At 63.1% G+C, this 14,511-nt stretch carries 12 protein-coding genes; 6 read left to right on the top strand and 6 right to left on the bottom strand.

Translation table 11 applies throughout. The features are described 5' to 3' along the window. Positions 1 to 107 precede the first annotated feature (107 nt). A complete protein-coding gene (csrA, locus tag ACF8FB_RS21040; protein WP_004575804.1) occupies positions 108 to 287 on the top strand; it encodes a carbon storage regulator CsrA in 180 nt (59 codons plus the stop codon). A 14-nt stretch (positions 288 to 301) separates the two neighbouring features. Here the strand turns inward: csrA and ACF8FB_RS21035 are convergent, their stop codons facing one another. The 5 genes from ACF8FB_RS21035 to mnmC form a co-directional block, all read right to left on the bottom strand. Continuing rightward, positions 302 to 529: a YheU family protein gene (locus ACF8FB_RS21035; RefSeq protein WP_004575803.1), complete on the bottom strand. Its 228-nt coding sequence runs from the start codon at positions 527 to 529 to the stop codon at positions 302 to 304. An 83-nt stretch (positions 530 to 612) separates the two neighbouring features. Next, positions 613 to 1,797, bottom strand: coding sequence for an osmoprotectant NAGGN system M42 family peptidase (locus ACF8FB_RS21030; protein ID WP_020193055.1), 1,185 nt, complete (start codon positions 1,795 to 1,797; stop codon positions 613 to 615). A gap of 168 nt (positions 1,798 to 1,965) precedes the next feature. Then, positions 1,966 to 3,711 (bottom strand): N-acetylglutaminylglutamine synthetase, encoded by a 1,746-nt coding sequence (gene ngg, locus ACF8FB_RS21025; protein WP_003252632.1) that lies wholly within the window; start codon positions 3,709 to 3,711, stop codon positions 1,966 to 1,968. A gap of 3 nt (positions 3,712 to 3,714) precedes the next feature. After that, the gene (locus tag ACF8FB_RS21020) at positions 3,715 to 5,502 is read right to left on the bottom strand and encodes an N-acetylglutaminylglutamine amidotransferase (RefSeq protein WP_010952790.1); all 1,788 of its coding nucleotides are present in this window, start codon (positions 5,500 to 5,502) and stop codon (positions 3,715 to 3,717) included. A gap of 411 nt (positions 5,503 to 5,913) precedes the next feature. After that, a complete protein-coding gene (gene mnmC, locus ACF8FB_RS21015; RefSeq protein WP_392511869.1) occupies positions 5,914 to 7,878 on the bottom strand; it encodes a bifunctional tRNA (5-methylaminomethyl-2-thiouridine)(34)-methyltransferase MnmD/FAD-dependent 5-carboxymethylaminomethyl-2-thiouridine(34) oxidoreductase MnmC in 1,965 nt (654 codons plus the stop codon). A 136-nt stretch (positions 7,879 to 8,014) separates the two neighbouring features. On the opposite strand from mnmC, the gene pap reads away from it, so the two are divergent. From pap to ACF8FB_RS21000, 3 genes are all read left to right on the top strand, one after another. After that, the gene (gene pap, locus ACF8FB_RS21010; RefSeq protein WP_392510506.1) at positions 8,015 to 9,508 is read left to right on the top strand and encodes a polyphosphate:AMP phosphotransferase; all 1,494 of its coding nucleotides are present in this window, start codon (positions 8,015 to 8,017) and stop codon (positions 9,506 to 9,508) included. A 192-nt stretch (positions 9,509 to 9,700) separates the two neighbouring features. After that, positions 9,701 to 10,675, top strand: a complete 975-nt coding sequence (locus ACF8FB_RS21005) for a DMT family transporter (RefSeq protein WP_392511867.1) — start codon at positions 9,701 to 9,703, stop codon at positions 10,673 to 10,675. A gap of 74 nt (positions 10,676 to 10,749) precedes the next feature. Then, positions 10,750 to 11,910 (top strand): alginate lyase family protein, encoded by a 1,161-nt coding sequence (locus tag ACF8FB_RS21000; protein ID WP_010952794.1) that lies wholly within the window; start codon positions 10,750 to 10,752, stop codon positions 11,908 to 11,910. 96 nt (positions 11,911 to 12,006) lie between these two features. Here the strand turns inward: ACF8FB_RS21000 and ACF8FB_RS20995 are convergent, their stop codons facing one another. After that, positions 12,007 to 13,401 carry a class II fumarate hydratase gene (locus ACF8FB_RS20995; protein WP_392511865.1) on the bottom strand — a complete coding sequence of 465 codons (1,395 nt, stop codon included), beginning with the start codon at positions 13,399 to 13,401 and terminating at the stop codon, positions 12,007 to 12,009. Positions 13,402 to 13,555: 154 nt separating this feature from the next. On the opposite strand from ACF8FB_RS20995, the gene ACF8FB_RS20990 reads away from it, so the two are divergent. Then, a complete protein-coding gene (locus ACF8FB_RS20990) occupies positions 13,556 to 14,080 on the top strand; it encodes a DUF2059 domain-containing protein (RefSeq protein WP_010952796.1) in 525 nt (174 codons plus the stop codon). A 10-nt stretch (positions 14,081 to 14,090) separates the two neighbouring features. Further along, positions 14,091 to 14,387, top strand: a complete 297-nt coding sequence (locus ACF8FB_RS20985; RefSeq protein WP_010952797.1) for a BolA family transcriptional regulator — start codon at positions 14,091 to 14,093, stop codon at positions 14,385 to 14,387. Positions 14,388 to 14,511: the final 124 nt, after the last annotated feature.

The following is a 14,511-nucleotide window of genomic DNA, read 5'->3' as shown; positions in this document are numbered from 1 at the left end:
GTAGTTACTCAAAAGTGTAAGAGGCTTCTGAATCGCAGTGGAACTATTGAGTAGCTGAATGCCTACGGGGCAGGCTCCGGTTTTCCCTTTCGCAGGAGGATCGGAACATGCTGGTAATAGGGCGCGAAGTAGGGGAGGTCATCGTGATTGGCGATGACATCCGGATCATGGTGGTAGAGACCCGGGACGGCGTGGTGCGCTTTGGTGTGGCTGCTCCGCGTGAGGTGCCGGTGCATCGAGCCGAAGTTTACAAGCGCATCAAGGCGTCCAAGCAGAGCAAGGCCTGAAGAGGCCTGGCCTGCTATTCGAGCAGCTCGCGGGGCACATCATGCTTGGCCAGCAACTGGCATTGCTGGCTTTCCAGGTCGAACAGGATGAAAGCCTGGCCTTTGGCCAATGCCTGGCGTACCCGTAGCACGCGGGTTTCCAGCGGGGTGTCGTCGCCGTTGTCAGTGCCGTCGCGGGTGACGAAGTCCTCGATCAGGCGGGTCAGGGTTTCGGCTTGCAATTGGTCGTAGGGGATCAGCATGGTCGGGCGGTGTCTGAAATAGGTATGGGCATGCTACGCGAAACATTCGAGGTGTTGGGGCCGCTTTGCAGCCCCAAGGGCGTTTAGCCTTTGTTTCCGACCAGGCTGTCCACGGCCGGTACCCGCGTGTCGCTTTCCATCTGCGCATCGTGCTCCAGCTGGTGGCTGAAGCGCTCAAGTGACGTATTGGCCGGCTGCGAATCGCTGGCAAATACGGGCGGGCTCAGCAGGTAGGCTGACAACAACCGGCTCAGCGCTGCCAGGCTGTCGATATGGGTGCGCTCGTAACCATGGGTGGCATCGCAACCGAACGCCACCAGCGCGGTACGAATATCGTGCCCGGCAGTTACCGCCGAATGGGCATCGCTGAAGTAATAGCGGAACAGGTCGCGCCGCACCGGCAAGTCATGGTCGCCGGCCAGTTTCAGCAGGTGCCGGGACAGGTGGTAGTCGTAAGGCCCCGACGAGTCCTGCATGGCCACACTGACCGCATGCTCGCTGGAAGCTTGCCCAGGCGCCACCGGGGCGATGTCGATGCCGACGAACTCGCTGACGTCCCAGGGCAGGGCGCCGGCTGCACCTGAGCCGGTCTCCTCGGTGATGGTGAACAGCGGGTGGCAGTCGATCAGCGGCTGGCGACCGCTTTCCACCACAGCCTTCAGTGCCGCCAGCAATGCCGCTACGCCAGCCTTGTCGTCCAGGTGACGGGCGCTGATGTGGCCGCTTTCGGTGAACTCGGGCAAGGGGTCGAAGGCCACGAAATCACCAATGCTCACGCCCAGTGCCTCACAGTCGGCGCGCGTGGCGCAGTAGGCATCCAGGCGCACTTCCACGTGGTCCCAGCTGATCGGCATCTGGTCGATCGCCGTGTTGAAGGCATGCCCGCTGGCCATCAGCGGCAGCACGCTGCCACGGAATACCCCGGTATCGGTAAACACGCTAACCCGGCTGCCCTCGGCAAAACGGCTGGACCAGCAGCCGACGGGCGCCAGGGCCAGGCGGCCATTGTCCTGCAATTGGCGCACGCTGGCGCCGATGGTATCCAGGTGGGCAGAAACGGCGCGGTCGGGGGTGGCCTGCCGGCCTTTGAGGGTGGCGCGAATGGTGCCGCGGCGGGTCAGCTCGAAGGGGATGCCCAGTTCGTCAAGGCGTTCGGCAACGTAGCGCACGATGGTGTCGGTGAAGCCGGTGGGGCTGGGGATGGCGAGCATTTCCAGCAGCACGCGTTTGAGGTAGTCGAGATCGGGTTCGGGGTGTTGCTCGGACATGGTTGGGGACTCCTTTACTCCTGTGCCGGCCTCTTCGCGGGTAAACCCGCTCCTACAGGTACAGCGCTGCCTTCGCGGGTAAACCCGCTCCTACAGGTACAGCGCCACCTTCAAGGGCGGTGATATCCCTGTGGGAGCGGGCTTGCCCGCGAAGAGGCCGGCACGGGTTTACGCCAAAGGCCGGCTATGGGGAAACAGCAGGTCGATAAAGCGCTCGGCCGTGGGCTGCGGTTCATGGTTGGCCAACCCAGCACGCTCGTTCGCTTCGATGATCACGTACTCCGGCTGCCCGGCATCACGCACCATGAAGTCCAGCCCCACCACCGGAATTTCCAGTGCCCGTGCCGCGCGCACGGCAGCATCGGCCAGCACCGGGTGCAGGCGTTCGGTGACGTCCTCCAGGGTGCCGCCGGTGTGCAGGTTGGCCGTGCGCCGCACGGCCAGGCGCTGGCCGGCCGGCAACACGTCGTCATAGCCAACGCCCGCTGCGCGCAAGGTGCGCTCGGTTTCGTCGTCCAGCGGAATGCGGCTCTCGCCACCGGTGGCAGCCTGGCGTCGACGGCTCTGGGCTTCGATCAACTGGCGCACGCTGTGCTTACCGTCGCCCAGCACCTGCGCTGGGTGGCGGATGGCCGCGGCCACCACCTCGTAGCCGATCACCACGATGCGCAGGTCGAACCCGGCATGAAAGCTTTCCAGCAGCACGCGGCTGTCGAACTGGCGGGCATGCGCCACGGCACGGGTAATGTCGTCGATGCAGGTCAGGTTCACCGCCACGCCCTGGCCTTGCTCGCCATCGACCGGTTTGACCACCACCGCGCCATGCTCTTCCAGAAACGCCAGGTTGTCATCGGCATTGCCCGCCAGCTGTTGCGCGGGCACCTGCAGCCCAGCGTTGTGCAGGGCATGCTGGGTCAGGCGTTTGTCCTGGCACAGGGTCATGGTCACGGCACTGGTCAGGTCGCTGAGCGATTCCCGGCAGCGAATGCGCCGCCCGCCCAGGCTCAGGGTGAACAGGCCGCCAGCGGCGTCGTCCACCTGCACTTCGATGCCCCGGCGCAGGGCCTCGTCGACGATGATGCGTGCGTAGGGGTTGAGGTCGGCTTGCGGGCCAGGCCCGAGGAACAGCTGCTCGTTGATACCGTTCTTGCGCTTGACTGCGAAGGTGGGCAGGTTGCGAAAACCCAGTTTCTGGTACAGGCGCTTGGCCTGGCGGTTGTCGTGCAGCACCGACAGGTCCAGGTAGGCCAGGCCACGGCTCATGAAGTGTTCGATCAGGTGGCGCACCAGCACTTCACCCACGCCGGGGCGGGTGCAGTGTGGGTCCACCGCCAGGCACCACAGGCTGCTGCCATGCTCGGGGTCATCGAACGCCTTGGTGTGGTTCAGGCCCATGACGCTGCCGATAATCGCGCCGCTGTCTTCGTCCTCTGCCAGCCAATACACCGGGCCACCCAAGTGCCGGGGGGTAAGCAGCTCGGCGTCGACGGGGAGCATCCCGCGCGCCTGGTACAGCGTGTTGATCGCCTGCCAGTCGGCGGGGTTCTGTGCCCGCCGCACGCGGAAGCCGCGAAATACCCGCTGCGCCGGGCGGTAGTCGGTGAACCACAGGCGCAGGGTGTCGGACGGGTCGAGGAACAGCTGCTGAGGGGCCTGTGCCAACACCTGCTGCGGTGCGGCCACGTACAGGGCGATGTCGCGTTCGCCCGGGTGCTCGTCGAGCAGATCCTCGGCCAGGGAAGCCGGGTCGGGGTAGGTGTGGCCTATCAACAGCCGGCCCCAGCCGCAGTGCACGGCACGCGGCTGGTCGTGTGGCTGGCTGCCGTCGCCGGCCAGGCGCGCCTGCAGGCGCTCGTAGGACGGCGCCTGGCCGCGCAGCAGGCGCTGACCATAAGCGATTTCATGGGCTTTCATCGGTCAGATTCCTTGTTCGCTCAGCCACAGGTTCAGCGCCGCCAGTTGCCACAGCTTGGAACCGCGCAGTGGCGTCAGCTGGCCGTGCGGGTTGCTCAGCAGGCGGTCGAGCATGGTCGGGTTGAACAACCCTCGGTCCTGGCTGGGGTCGGTCAACAGTTCGCGTACCCAGCCCAGGGTGGCACCTTCCAGATGCTTCAGGCCCGGTACCGGGAAGTAACCCTTCTTGCGGTCGATCACCTCATGCGGGATCACCCGTCGCGCCGCCTGCTTGAGCACCTGCTTGCCGCCGTCGGGCAGCTTGAAGCGGGCGGGAATGCGTGCCGACAGTTCCACCAGGCGGTAATCGAGGAACGGCGTACGCGCCTCCAGGCCCCAGGCCATGGTCATGTTGTCCACCCGCTTGACCGGGTCGTCGACCAGCATCACGGTGCTGTCCAGGCGCAGCGCCTTGTCCACGGCAGCCGGTGCGCCGGGGCGCGCGAAGTGTTCGCGCACGAAGTCGCCGGCGGCGTCGGTTTCCAGCAGCCAGGGGGCCTGCACGGTGTCGCGGTATTCGGCGTGGCTGCGGTCGAAGAACGCCTCACGGTAGGCCGCATAGGCGTCGTCGGCGCCGTCCACCTGCGGGTACCAGTGGTAACCGGCGAACAGCTCATCGGCACCCTGGCCGCTCTGTACGCCCTTGCAGTGCTTGGCCACTTCCCGCGACAGCAGGTAGAAGGCGATGCAGTCGTGGCTGACCATCGGCTCGCTCATGGCGCGGAAGGCGGCCGGCAGTTGGTCGATGATTTCGTGTTCGGCAATGCGCAACTGGTGGTGACGGGTGCCGTAGTGTTTGGCGATCAGGTCCGAATACTGGAACTCGTCGCCGCGCTCGCCGCCGGCATCTTCAAAGCCGATGGAGAAGGTCGACAGGTCGTCAACGCCCACTTCGCGCAGCAAGCCGACCAGCAGGCTGGAGTCGACGCCGCCGGACAGCAACACACCCACATCGACGGCTGCCCGTTGGCGGATTGCCACGGCGTCGCGGGTGGCGTCGAGCACGCGGGTGGTCCAGCCTTCCAGGTCCAGTTCACGCTCGTCGGGGTGGGGGCCGTAGTGCAGTTGCCACCAGACCTGGCGTTCCACTTCGCCATGGCGGTCGATGCGCATCCAGGTGCCAGGCTCCAGCTTCTGCACGTTGGCCAGCAGAGTGCGCGGTGCGGGTACCACGGCGTGGAAATTCAGGTAGTGGTTGAGGGCCACCGGGTCGAGCATCGGGTCGATGTCGCCGCCCTTGAGCAGTGCCGGCAGGGTCGAGGCAAAGCGCAGGCGCTCGCCGTTGCGTGACAGGTACAGGGGTTTGACGCCCAGGCGGTCGCGGGCCAGGAACAGGCGCTGGTTGTCGCGCTCCCAGATGGCCAGGGCAAACATGCCGTTGAGCTTGGGCAGCAGCGCCGCGCCCCAGGCGTGGTAGCCCTTGAGCAGCACCTCGGTGTCGCCGTCGGACCAGAAGCTGTAGCCCAGCGCCTGCAGTTCCTCGCGCAGTTCGGGGAAGTTGTAGATGGCACCGTTGAAGGCCAGCGACAGGCCCAGCGTATTGTCGACCATCGGCTGCGCCGAGCCGTCCGACAGGTCCATGATCTTCAGGCGCCGATGGCCCAGGGCGATCGGGCCCTGGCTATGGAAGCCCCAGGCATCCGGGCCTCGCGGGGCCAGGTGATGGGTAATGCGCTCTACCGCAGCCAGGTCGGCTGGGCGAGGGGCTTGGTCGATGGGGGTGAAACGTAACTCTCCTGCTAATCCGCACATAAGTCCTTACCGGTTTTTCCGTTGGGGAGGTGATGCCCCGGATTAGGGCACCTTAAGGAACTGACCTATGTGCTTTGTGAGAGTTTTAGAACAATCTGTTATATGAGGTGGAGGTGGCAGGTTATTGCCTGGGGTTTTGTGGTGTTGCAGAAATCGAGCGCCGCGCGGGCGGCGCATCGCGAGCAAGCTCGCTCCTACATTTGTTTCGGGCCAATTATTTCTGAGGGAGTTGCGCGCGGCCCCTTGGCGCATGACGTGATATCCCATCGTACAAACAAGGCGGTCGCGCGCACCTGTCACAGGCATAATTGGCCCGAAACAAATGTAGGAGCGAGCTTGCTCGCGATGCGCCGCGCGGGCGGCGCTCGATCTTCCAGGCGCAACAAATGCAATGACATACGCCCGAAGCAATCACTTCCCCCGAATCAACCGGCGCAATCCAAACCGGTTTGGATGGCAAGCCTGCGCCACTGCCCGCGGCAATGGCAGCGGTTCCCCACATACCCAGGCCGCCACCAGCTCGCCACTCAACGGTGCCGTGATCAACCCGCGTGAGCCATGCCCGCTGTTCACATACAACCCGCCCAGCCAAGGGCAGGGCACATCCGGTACTTGCCGCGCATCCCGGCCCAGTACTGCATAGGCTTCGGCAAACGCCTGCGCGTCGGCGATAGGGCCGACGATCGGCAGGTAATCCGGGCTGGTGCAACGGAACGCAGCACGTCCCTGCAATTGCTCGGGGTCCAGTTCAGCCACAGCCAGCCGTTGCGCCAGATCGATGGAAATTTCGTCCAGCAGCGCCAGGTTGCCCTGGTGCTCGGCCACTGTCGGCGCAAGGTCTTCGCTATGGAAGTCAAAACTGGCGCCCAGTGTATGTTCACCCTCGCGCGGCGGTGCCACATAGCCTTCCGCGCACACCACGGTGCGCAGTGCCTGGCTGCTGACGGTGGCCGGCAAGCGGGTGATCTGCCCGCGGATGCGCTTGAGTGGTAACTGCGCGCAAGGTTCGAAGCGCAGCACATCCGCCGCGCCGGCCAGGACCACCACTGGAGCGCGGGCTAACAGCTGGTCGCCAGCCCAGGCTTGCCACTGTTCATCCACTTTGCGCAGTTCGAGCACTTCCTGGTGCGTCACCAAATGAATACCAGGGTGCTGCAACTGCTGCTGGCACAGCGCTGGCGGGTGCACCCAGCCACCTTCGGGGTAGAACAACCCGCCGCCAGGCAACGCCACGCCGGCGATGGCTTCGGCCTCGGCGCGCGCCAGGCAGTGCAGCAAGCCGGGGTCGAAGGCGGCAGCCAGCTTGCCCTGGCGCTCGGCCTCCTTGCTGTCGAAAGCCAGTTGCAGCACCCCGCAGGCATCCCAGTCACGGCCACGCTGCAAGCGCTGCAGCTGGCGCCGTGTGTAGCCGAACCCGGACAGGATCATCTGCGACAGCGCGGTGCCATGGGCAGACAGCTTGAGGTACAGCACCCCTTGTGGGTTGCCCGAAGCCTCCTGGGCGGGGGCTTCGTGGCGCTCCAGCACGGTTACCTGCCAGCCGCGCCGGGCCAGGCTGGCGGCGCTGCTGCTGCCGGCAAGTCCGGCACCGATCACCAGCGCCTCGCGCGGCCCCTGTGTCACCGCGGGGCGCGCGTACCAAGGCGCGCATGGGCCGGGCAGGGGGCCGACGTAGGCGCCGCTCATCACCTCCCACTTCTTGCCGATGCCTGGCACCTTCTTCATGGCGAAGCCGGCTTCGACCAGGCTGCGACGTACCCAGCCGGTGGTGGTGAAGGTACCCAGCACCGTGCCCGGATGCGATAGCCGCGCCAGTTGTGCAAACAGCTCCGGAGTCCACATGTCGGGGTTCTTGGCGGGGGCGAAGCCGTCGAGGAACCACACATCGATCTGCGCATCGAGTTGCGGCAACTGTTCCAGCACATCGCCTATCAACAGGGTCAGGGTGACCCTGCCACCGGCGAAGGTGAACTGCTGAAAGCCCGGGTGCACCGCCACGTATTGCTCCAGCAGCGGCTCGGTATAGGCGGCCAGTTCAGGCCACAGGCGCACTGCGCGGGCCATGTCGGCGTGGTCGAGGGGGTACTTCTCGACGCTGACGAAGTGCAGGCGCGCGTCGCTGTGTGCGTGCTGGTCGAACAGCTGCCAGGCGCAGAAAAAATTCATGCCGGTGCCAAAACCGGTTTCGCCGATCACCGTGCAGGCGTGCGGCGCCAGGTTGGCAAAACGCTCGGCCAGGCGGGTCTGGCCGAGGAACACGTGCTTGGTTTCTTCGATGCCTTCGTTGACTGCGAAATAGACGTCGTCATAGTGCCGCGAATGGGGGCGGCCCTGGTCGTCCCAGTCGATCTGGGCGTGCTGGAGGAGGGTGGGCATGGTGGGCTCGGTTGCAGCGGATGGCGGGATTTTATGCCATCCGGCTGAGCTGTGGGAGCGCGTTCATTGGTGAAGAGGTCAATACAGGCCGAAATGAAATCCGCTAGTCTTGCTTATCCATTGAAGGAGCCAGTGCATGTTCGAATCTGCCGAAATCGGCCACAGCATCGACAAGGAGGCTTACGACGCCGAGGTACCCGCTTTACGCGAGGCCCTGCTCGAAGCCCAGTACGAACTCAAGCAGCAGGCGCGTTTTCCGGTGATCGTGCTGATCAACGGCATTGAAGGCGCCGGCAAGGGTGAGACGGTAAAACTGCTCAACGAGTGGATGGACCCGCGCATGATCGATGTGCTCACCTTCGACCAGCAGACCGACGAAGAGCTGGCCCGCCCGCCCGCCTGGCGCTATTGGCGGGCCTTGCCGCCCAAGGGGCGAATGGGTGTGTTCTTTGGCAACTGGTACAGCCAGATGCTGCAGGGGCGGGTGCACGGGGTGTTCAAGGATGCCGTGCTCGATCAGGCCATTACCGGTGCCGAACGCCTGGAGGAGATGCTGTGCGATGAAGGTGCGCTGATCATCAAGTTCTGGTTCCACCTGTCCAAGAAGCAGATGAAGGCACGGCTGAAATCGCTCAAGGACGATCCGCTGCACAGCTGGAAGATCAGCCCGCTGGATTGGCAGCAGTCGCAAACCTACGACCGCTTCGTGCGCTTTGGCGAGCGCGTGCTGCGCCGCACCAGCCGCGACTATGCGCCATGGCACATCATCGAAGGGGTAGACCCGAATTACCGCAGCCTGGCGGTGGGGCGCATTCTGCTGGAAAGCCTGCAAGCCGCGCTGGCCCACAATCCCAAGGGCAAGCACCAGGGCAACGTGGCTCCATTGGGCCACAGCATCGACGACCGCAGCCTACTCGGCGCCCTGGACATGACCTTGCGCCTGGACAAGGCCGACTATCAGGAACAGTTGATCACCGAACAGGCGCGTCTGGCCGGCCTGCTGCGTGACAAGCGCATGCGCCGGCACGCCCTGGTGGCGGTGTTCGAAGGCAACGACGCCGCCGGCAAGGGGGGCGCCATCCGCCGCGTGGCGGCGGCGCTGGACCCGCGTCAGTACCGTATCGTACCGATTGCCGCGCCGACCGAAGAAGAGCGCGCCCAGCCGTACCTGTGGCGGTTCTGGCGGCACATCCCGGCACGCGGCAAGTTCACCATCTTCGACCGTTCCTGGTATGGCCGGGTGCTGGTGGAGCGGGTGGAAGGCTTCTGCAGCCCCGCTGACTGGATGCGTGCCTATAGCGAGATCAACGACTTTGAAGAGCAGTTGGTGGATGCCGGCGTGGTGGTGGTCAAGTTCTGGCTGGCGATCGACCAGCAGACCCAACTGGAGCGCTTCGAAGAGCGTGAGCAGATTCCGTTCAAACGCTACAAGATCACCGAGGATGACTGGCGCAACCGCGACAAGTGGGACGAATACTCCCAGGCGGTGGGCGACATGGTCGACCGCACCAGCAGCGAGATTGCCCCTTGGACGCTGGTGGAGGCCAATGACAAGCGCTGGGCGCGGGTGAAGGTGGTGCGCACAATCAACCAGGCGCTTGAGGCGGCGTTTGCCAAGCACAAGAAATAGCCGAAGGTGAGGTTGCCTGTTCTGGCCGCTTCGCGGGTTTACCCGCGAAAAGGTCAGCACAGGCAACACCTCCACCCAGCCATGCCCCAAAAGAATGACCTGATGAATTCTTTTCTCGGCACTCTCCACCGTCTCTGTCCTCCAACCCCGTAGAATTCAACAACCCCCACCACGGGCTTGATCGAGGATTTTATGCACACCACTTCTGGCCGCTGGGGCTATGGGCTGTTCCTGGCACTTCTGACAGCGCTGCTCTGGGGCATCCTGCCGATCAAGCTCAAGCAGGTACTGCAAGTGGTCGATCCGATCACTGTCACCTGGTACCGCCTGCTGGTCTCCGGCGGCCTGTTGTTCGCCTGGCTGGCGGCTCAGCGGCGTTTGCCGTCCATGCGCAAGCTGGCGCCCAGGGGCAAGGGCCTGGTGCTGGTTGCGGTGCTCGGCCTGATGGGCAACTACGTGCTCTACCTGATCGGTCTCAAACTGCTTAGCCCGGGCACTGCACAACTGGTGGTACAGATCGGCCCGGTGCTGTTGCTGGTGGCCAGCGTGTTCGTGTTCCGCGAGCGCTTCAGTGTGGGGCAGGGCATGGGCCTGTTGGTGCTGCTGGCAGGGTTTGGCCTGTTCTTCAACCAGCGCCTGGAAGAGCTGCTGACTTCATTGGGTACCTACACCACCGGCGTGTTGACCATCTTGCTGGCGACCAGCATCTGGGTGTTCTACGCCCTGAGCCAGAAGCAGTTGCTGACCGTGTGGCACTCGCAGCAGGTAATGATGGTGATCTACCTCAGCTGCGCTGCGCTGCTGACACCTTGGGTGCACCCGCTGGAGGCCTTGCAACTGACCCCGGTGCAAGGCTGGCTGCTGCTGGCCTGTTGTCTGAACACCCTGGTGGCTTACGGCGCGTTCGCCGAAGCGCTGGCGCACTGGGAGGCGTCGCGGGTAAGTGCCACGCTGGCGCTGACCCCGCTGGTGACCTTTGTTGCGGTGGCGCTGGCGGCGTTGGTTTGGCCTGAGTATGTGCATGCCGAGGACATCAACGCCCTGGGCTATGTGGGGGCGGTCACGGTGGTGTTCGGTTCGGCGCTGGTAGCCCTGGGGCCCTCGCTGGTGACCAGCTGGCGGGCGCGTCGAGAACGAGGTCAGCGCGCATACTCATCAGAGGGATGACCTAGCATTTTTGCTAGTTGCGAGTTTTTTGCTATTTGAATCAAATGGGCATAAAAGTTCGCGGAGTAAGGGTGATGAAGGCTCATGCGTTTGTGCATCCGGGTATAAAGGTAAATGTGAATTACCTTGAGAGGTTCGTGCGTCATAATTTGCATCGTGAACCTTGGAAGAGTGCCAGTGAAAAAGTACTGAATGACTATTTGAAAAGAGCAGATAAAGACTGGGTTCCGAAGCCGCGCGCTGTAGTGGATTGCGGAGCTTATAGCCAGCCGGATTGTGGGTGTACTGATCAAACCCGAGATGGCCAGGCTGCCTATGCGCAGGCATTGCTCTGGGTGATCACGGGTGACGAGGAATATGCAGCTACTGCCATCAAAATCCTAGACGCATGGTCCCGAGAATTTACCGGAGGACATATCGGCGAAAATGCACGCCTTCAGGCATCGTGGGCAGCGTGCTTATTCATCAGTGCTGCGGAAATCCTTGCTCATACTGCGTCTGGCTGGACGACTGAAGGTAAGGCGCGATTCAGAGGGATGTTGGAAACGCAGTTTCAACCGATCATAGAGGACCTCTTCTATGGAGACGGGTGGAAGTGGGATACTGTGCCTGGCAATTGGCGCTCCACAGGTATCGAGGCACTTTTATATATAGCGATTTTTACCGACAATCACGAAATCTTCGCCAGGAGTATCCAGTTATGGAAAGACCATATCGTGGCGTCCATTTATCTGGAAAGTGATGGGGCGCGTCCCAGACTACTGCCCAATTGGACCCGGGTGCCGACCGACGAAGAGGTCAATCAACAGTGGGGTAGTCCATACCGATACATCGAGGGGATGAACGTTGAGAGCTGTCGGGACTTCGCCCACACCGCTTATGGTCTGGCGGCTACTATCAATGTGGCTGAAACGGCGTTATTGCAGGGGATCGATCTGTACAGGGATGAAGAAACGCAAGCCATGGCGCGAATGATGCAGACGATGGAGTTTCATTCTCGGTATGAAAACATTGCATTGATGCCAGACATCTGTAAGCGATATCACGGCATCCAGTTGAGTGCTCAATGGACATTTGAAATTGGTTATACCCACTATGCGGTCCGTTTGGGGCACTCTTTGCCGGAAACTCGCGCATTTGTGCAAAGACATCGGCCGACGCAAGGCGATTTTCATTACATGTGGGAAAGTCTGACCCATGCTTATCCTCGTACCGGGGATGACCCGATTTCTTGAGTGCCAGAGCGATAGGCACCTCTACCCGATAAACTGTGAGCCGCCCGTGGTGCGGTGCCGAGGTGATGAGGCAACCTGGGCGGCTCATGGGGGAATCTAGCCTTTGCCCCCAGGCGCCAGCATGTTCTCCGGCCGCACCCACTGGTCGAACTGCTCATTGGTCAGGTACTTCAACGCCAGGGCCGCCTCGCGCAAGGTCGTGCCCTCGCTGTAAGCCTTCTTGGCAATTTCTGCCGCCTTGTCATAGCCAATATGCGGGTTCAGCGCCGTCACCAGCATCAACCCACGCTCCAGGTGCGCGGCCATCTGCTCGGCATCCGGCTCGATACCTGCCACGCAATGCTGCTGGAAGTTGCGGCAACCATCGGCCAGCAACTCGATGGATTGCAGCAGGTTATGAATGATCACCGGCTTGAACACATTCAACTGCAAATGCCCCTGGCTGGCGGCAAAGCCGATGGCCGCGTCGTTGCCCAGTACCTGGCAGGCCAGCATCGACAGCGCCTCGCACTGGGTGGGGTTGACCTTGCCCGGCATGATCGAGCTGCCCGGCTCGTTGGCTGGCAGGCGCACCTCGGCAAGCCCGGCGCGAGGGCCGGACCCCAGCAGGCGCAGGTCGTTGGCGATTTTCATCAGGGCCACGGCCAGGGTCTTCAGGGCTCCCGCCAGGCTGGTCAGCGGTTCGTGGCCGGCGAGGGCGGCGAACTTGTTGGGTGCAGTGATGAACGGCAGGCCGGACAGCGCCGCCAGCTCGGCCGCGATGGCCTCGGCAAAACCCTGCGGGGCGTTCAGCCCGGTACCCACGGCAGTGCCGCCCAGGGCCAGTTCGCACACCGCCGGCAGGGTGGCGCGGATAGCGCGCTGGGCGTAATCGAGCTGGGCGACGAAAGCCGACACTTCCTGGCCGAAGGTAATCGGCGTGGCGTCCATCATGTGCGTGCGGCCGGTTTTTACCAGCTTGTGGTGGCGCATCGACAGCTCGGCCAGCCCCGAAGACAGTTCAGTGACGGCCGGCAGCAGCTTTTCATGCACCGCCTGGGCTGCGGCAATGTGCATGGCGGTGGGGAAGCAGTCGTTGGAGCTCTGCGAGCGGTTGACGTGGTCATTGGGGTGTACTGGCGCCTTGCCGCCACGGCCTTTGCCGGCCAGTTCGTTGGCGCGTCCGGCGATCACCTCGTTGACGTTCATGTTGCTCTGGGTGCCACTGCCCGTCTGCCAGACGACGAGCGGGAACTGATCGTCGTGCTGGCCATCCAGCACTTCATCGGCGGCCTGTTCGATCAACCGGGCGATGTCGGCCGGCAGGTCGCCATTGCGGTCGTTGACGCGCGCCGCGGCCTTCTTGATCAGTGCCAGGGCGTGCAATACCGCGAGGGGCATGCGTTCCTTGCCAATGGCGAAGTTGATCAGCGAACGCTGGGTCTGCGCACCCCAGTAGGCGTCCTCCGGAACTTCGACCGGGCCCAGGCTGTCTGTCTCGATACGGCTCATTCTGTACTCACTCCTGTGTAGTTCGAAATCGCAGTTTAGGCCCTGATTCGACCGAGCGGTTCCGTCGCTCGTCGTGCCACTTGAGCACATCGCCACCACGGCGCAGAATGCTCTACTCTGAGGTGCCCGCCTCCCCCTCTTTGAAGGAAATGCAATGACCCGTCTCCGTGTCCTTTGTGCCGCCGTTGCCCTGGTTTGCGCCAGCGGCCAGGTACTCGCTGCCACCGCCAGCCACAACGCTGCTGCCGAGAAATTCCTGACCCTGGCCAACGCCGACAAGCTGGGCACCCCGGTGTACATGCAAGTGCAGCAGATGTTCGCCCAGCGTTTCGCCCAGACCAAGGCCCCGGCCGCCAAGCAGCCCGTGCTGGAAAGCTACCAGGCCAAGGCCAATGCCGCGCTGGACAACGCCATCGGCTGGAACAAGCTGAAGCCGAAGATGGTCGACCTGTACACCCGGACCTTCACCGAGCAGGAGCTGAAGGACCTGGTCAAGTTCTACGAATCGCCGCTGGGCAAGAAAGTGCTGCGTGAAATGCCCAAGGTCACCCAGCAGTCGGCACAGCTGACCCAGCAGAGCCTGGAGCCAGCAGTGCCGGTGGTGAACAAGCTGCTGGAAGACATGACCAAAGAGCTGGACCCGAACGCAGGCAAGGCCGCCGCCCCAGCGAAGAAGTGAGTACGCCGCAATGACCATGCAACAACGTATCGAACAGCAACTGGCCGCGCTGGCGCCGCAACACCTGGAAGTGCTCAACGAAAGTCACATGCACAGTCGTGGTCAGGAGACCCACTACAAGGCGGTGATCGTCAGCGAGCAGTTCGCCGGGTTGAACAGCGTCAAGCGCCACCAGAAGGTGTACGCCACCATGGGTGAGCTGATGGGCGAGATCCATGCCCTGGCCATCCACACCTACACCGCCGAAGAGTGGGCCAAGGTCGGCGTTGCACCGGCCTCGCCCGTGTGTGCGGGCGGCGGGCACTGAAACCGTTCTTTTGTTCTGGTAGAATCCGCATCACCCAAAGGGGGCCGCTTAGCGGCCCCTTGCTTTTTATGCAAACGTCAAACCCGGTCCGCCCCTTACGAGGGCAACCACCTGGAGATTCCGT

The organism is Pseudomonas sp. yb_2 (assembly GCF_043103905.1).
GTDB classification, from domain to species: domain Bacteria; phylum Pseudomonadota; class Gammaproteobacteria; order Pseudomonadales; family Pseudomonadaceae; genus Aquipseudomonas; species Aquipseudomonas alloputida.
Note: the sequence above shows the minus strand (reverse complement) of the source record. Positions and strands in the feature narration are given on the sequence as shown.

Bases quoted from the DNA above. Each gene is read 5' to 3' on its own strand.
- mnmC (WP_392511869.1), bottom strand. From the start codon at position 7,878: ATGCCCACCCTCCTCCAGCACGCCCAGATCGACTGGGACGACCAGGGC.
- ACF8FB_RS21000 (WP_010952794.1), top strand. From the start codon at position 10,750: ATGAAGGCTCATGCGTTTGTGCATCCGGGTATAAAGGTAAATGTGAAT.
- ACF8FB_RS21020 (WP_010952790.1), bottom strand. From the start codon at position 5,502: ATGTGCGGATTAGCAGGAGAGTTACGTTTCACCCCCATCGACCAAGCC.
- ACF8FB_RS21030 (WP_020193055.1), bottom strand. From the start codon at position 1,797: ATGTCCGAGCAACACCCCGAACCCGATCTCGACTACCTCAAACGCGTG.
- ACF8FB_RS21005 (WP_392511867.1), top strand. From the start codon at position 9,701: ATGCACACCACTTCTGGCCGCTGGGGCTATGGGCTGTTCCTGGCACTT.
- ACF8FB_RS21035 (WP_004575803.1), bottom strand. From the start codon at position 529: ATGCTGATCCCCTACGACCAATTGCAAGCCGAAACCCTGACCCGCCTG.
- ACF8FB_RS20990 (WP_010952796.1), top strand. From the start codon at position 13,556: ATGACCCGTCTCCGTGTCCTTTGTGCCGCCGTTGCCCTGGTTTGCGCC.
- pap (WP_392510506.1), top strand. From the start codon at position 8,015: ATGTTCGAATCTGCCGAAATCGGCCACAGCATCGACAAGGAGGCTTAC.
- ACF8FB_RS20995 (WP_392511865.1), bottom strand. From the start codon at position 13,401: ATGAGCCGTATCGAGACAGACAGCCTGGGCCCGGTCGAAGTTCCGGAG.
- csrA (WP_004575804.1), top strand. From the start codon at position 108: ATGCTGGTAATAGGGCGCGAAGTAGGGGAGGTCATCGTGATTGGCGAT.
- ngg (WP_003252632.1), bottom strand. From the start codon at position 3,711: ATGAAAGCCCATGAAATCGCTTATGGTCAGCGCCTGCTGCGCGGCCAG.
- ACF8FB_RS20985 (WP_010952797.1), top strand. From the start codon at position 14,091: ATGACCATGCAACAACGTATCGAACAGCAACTGGCCGCGCTGGCGCCG.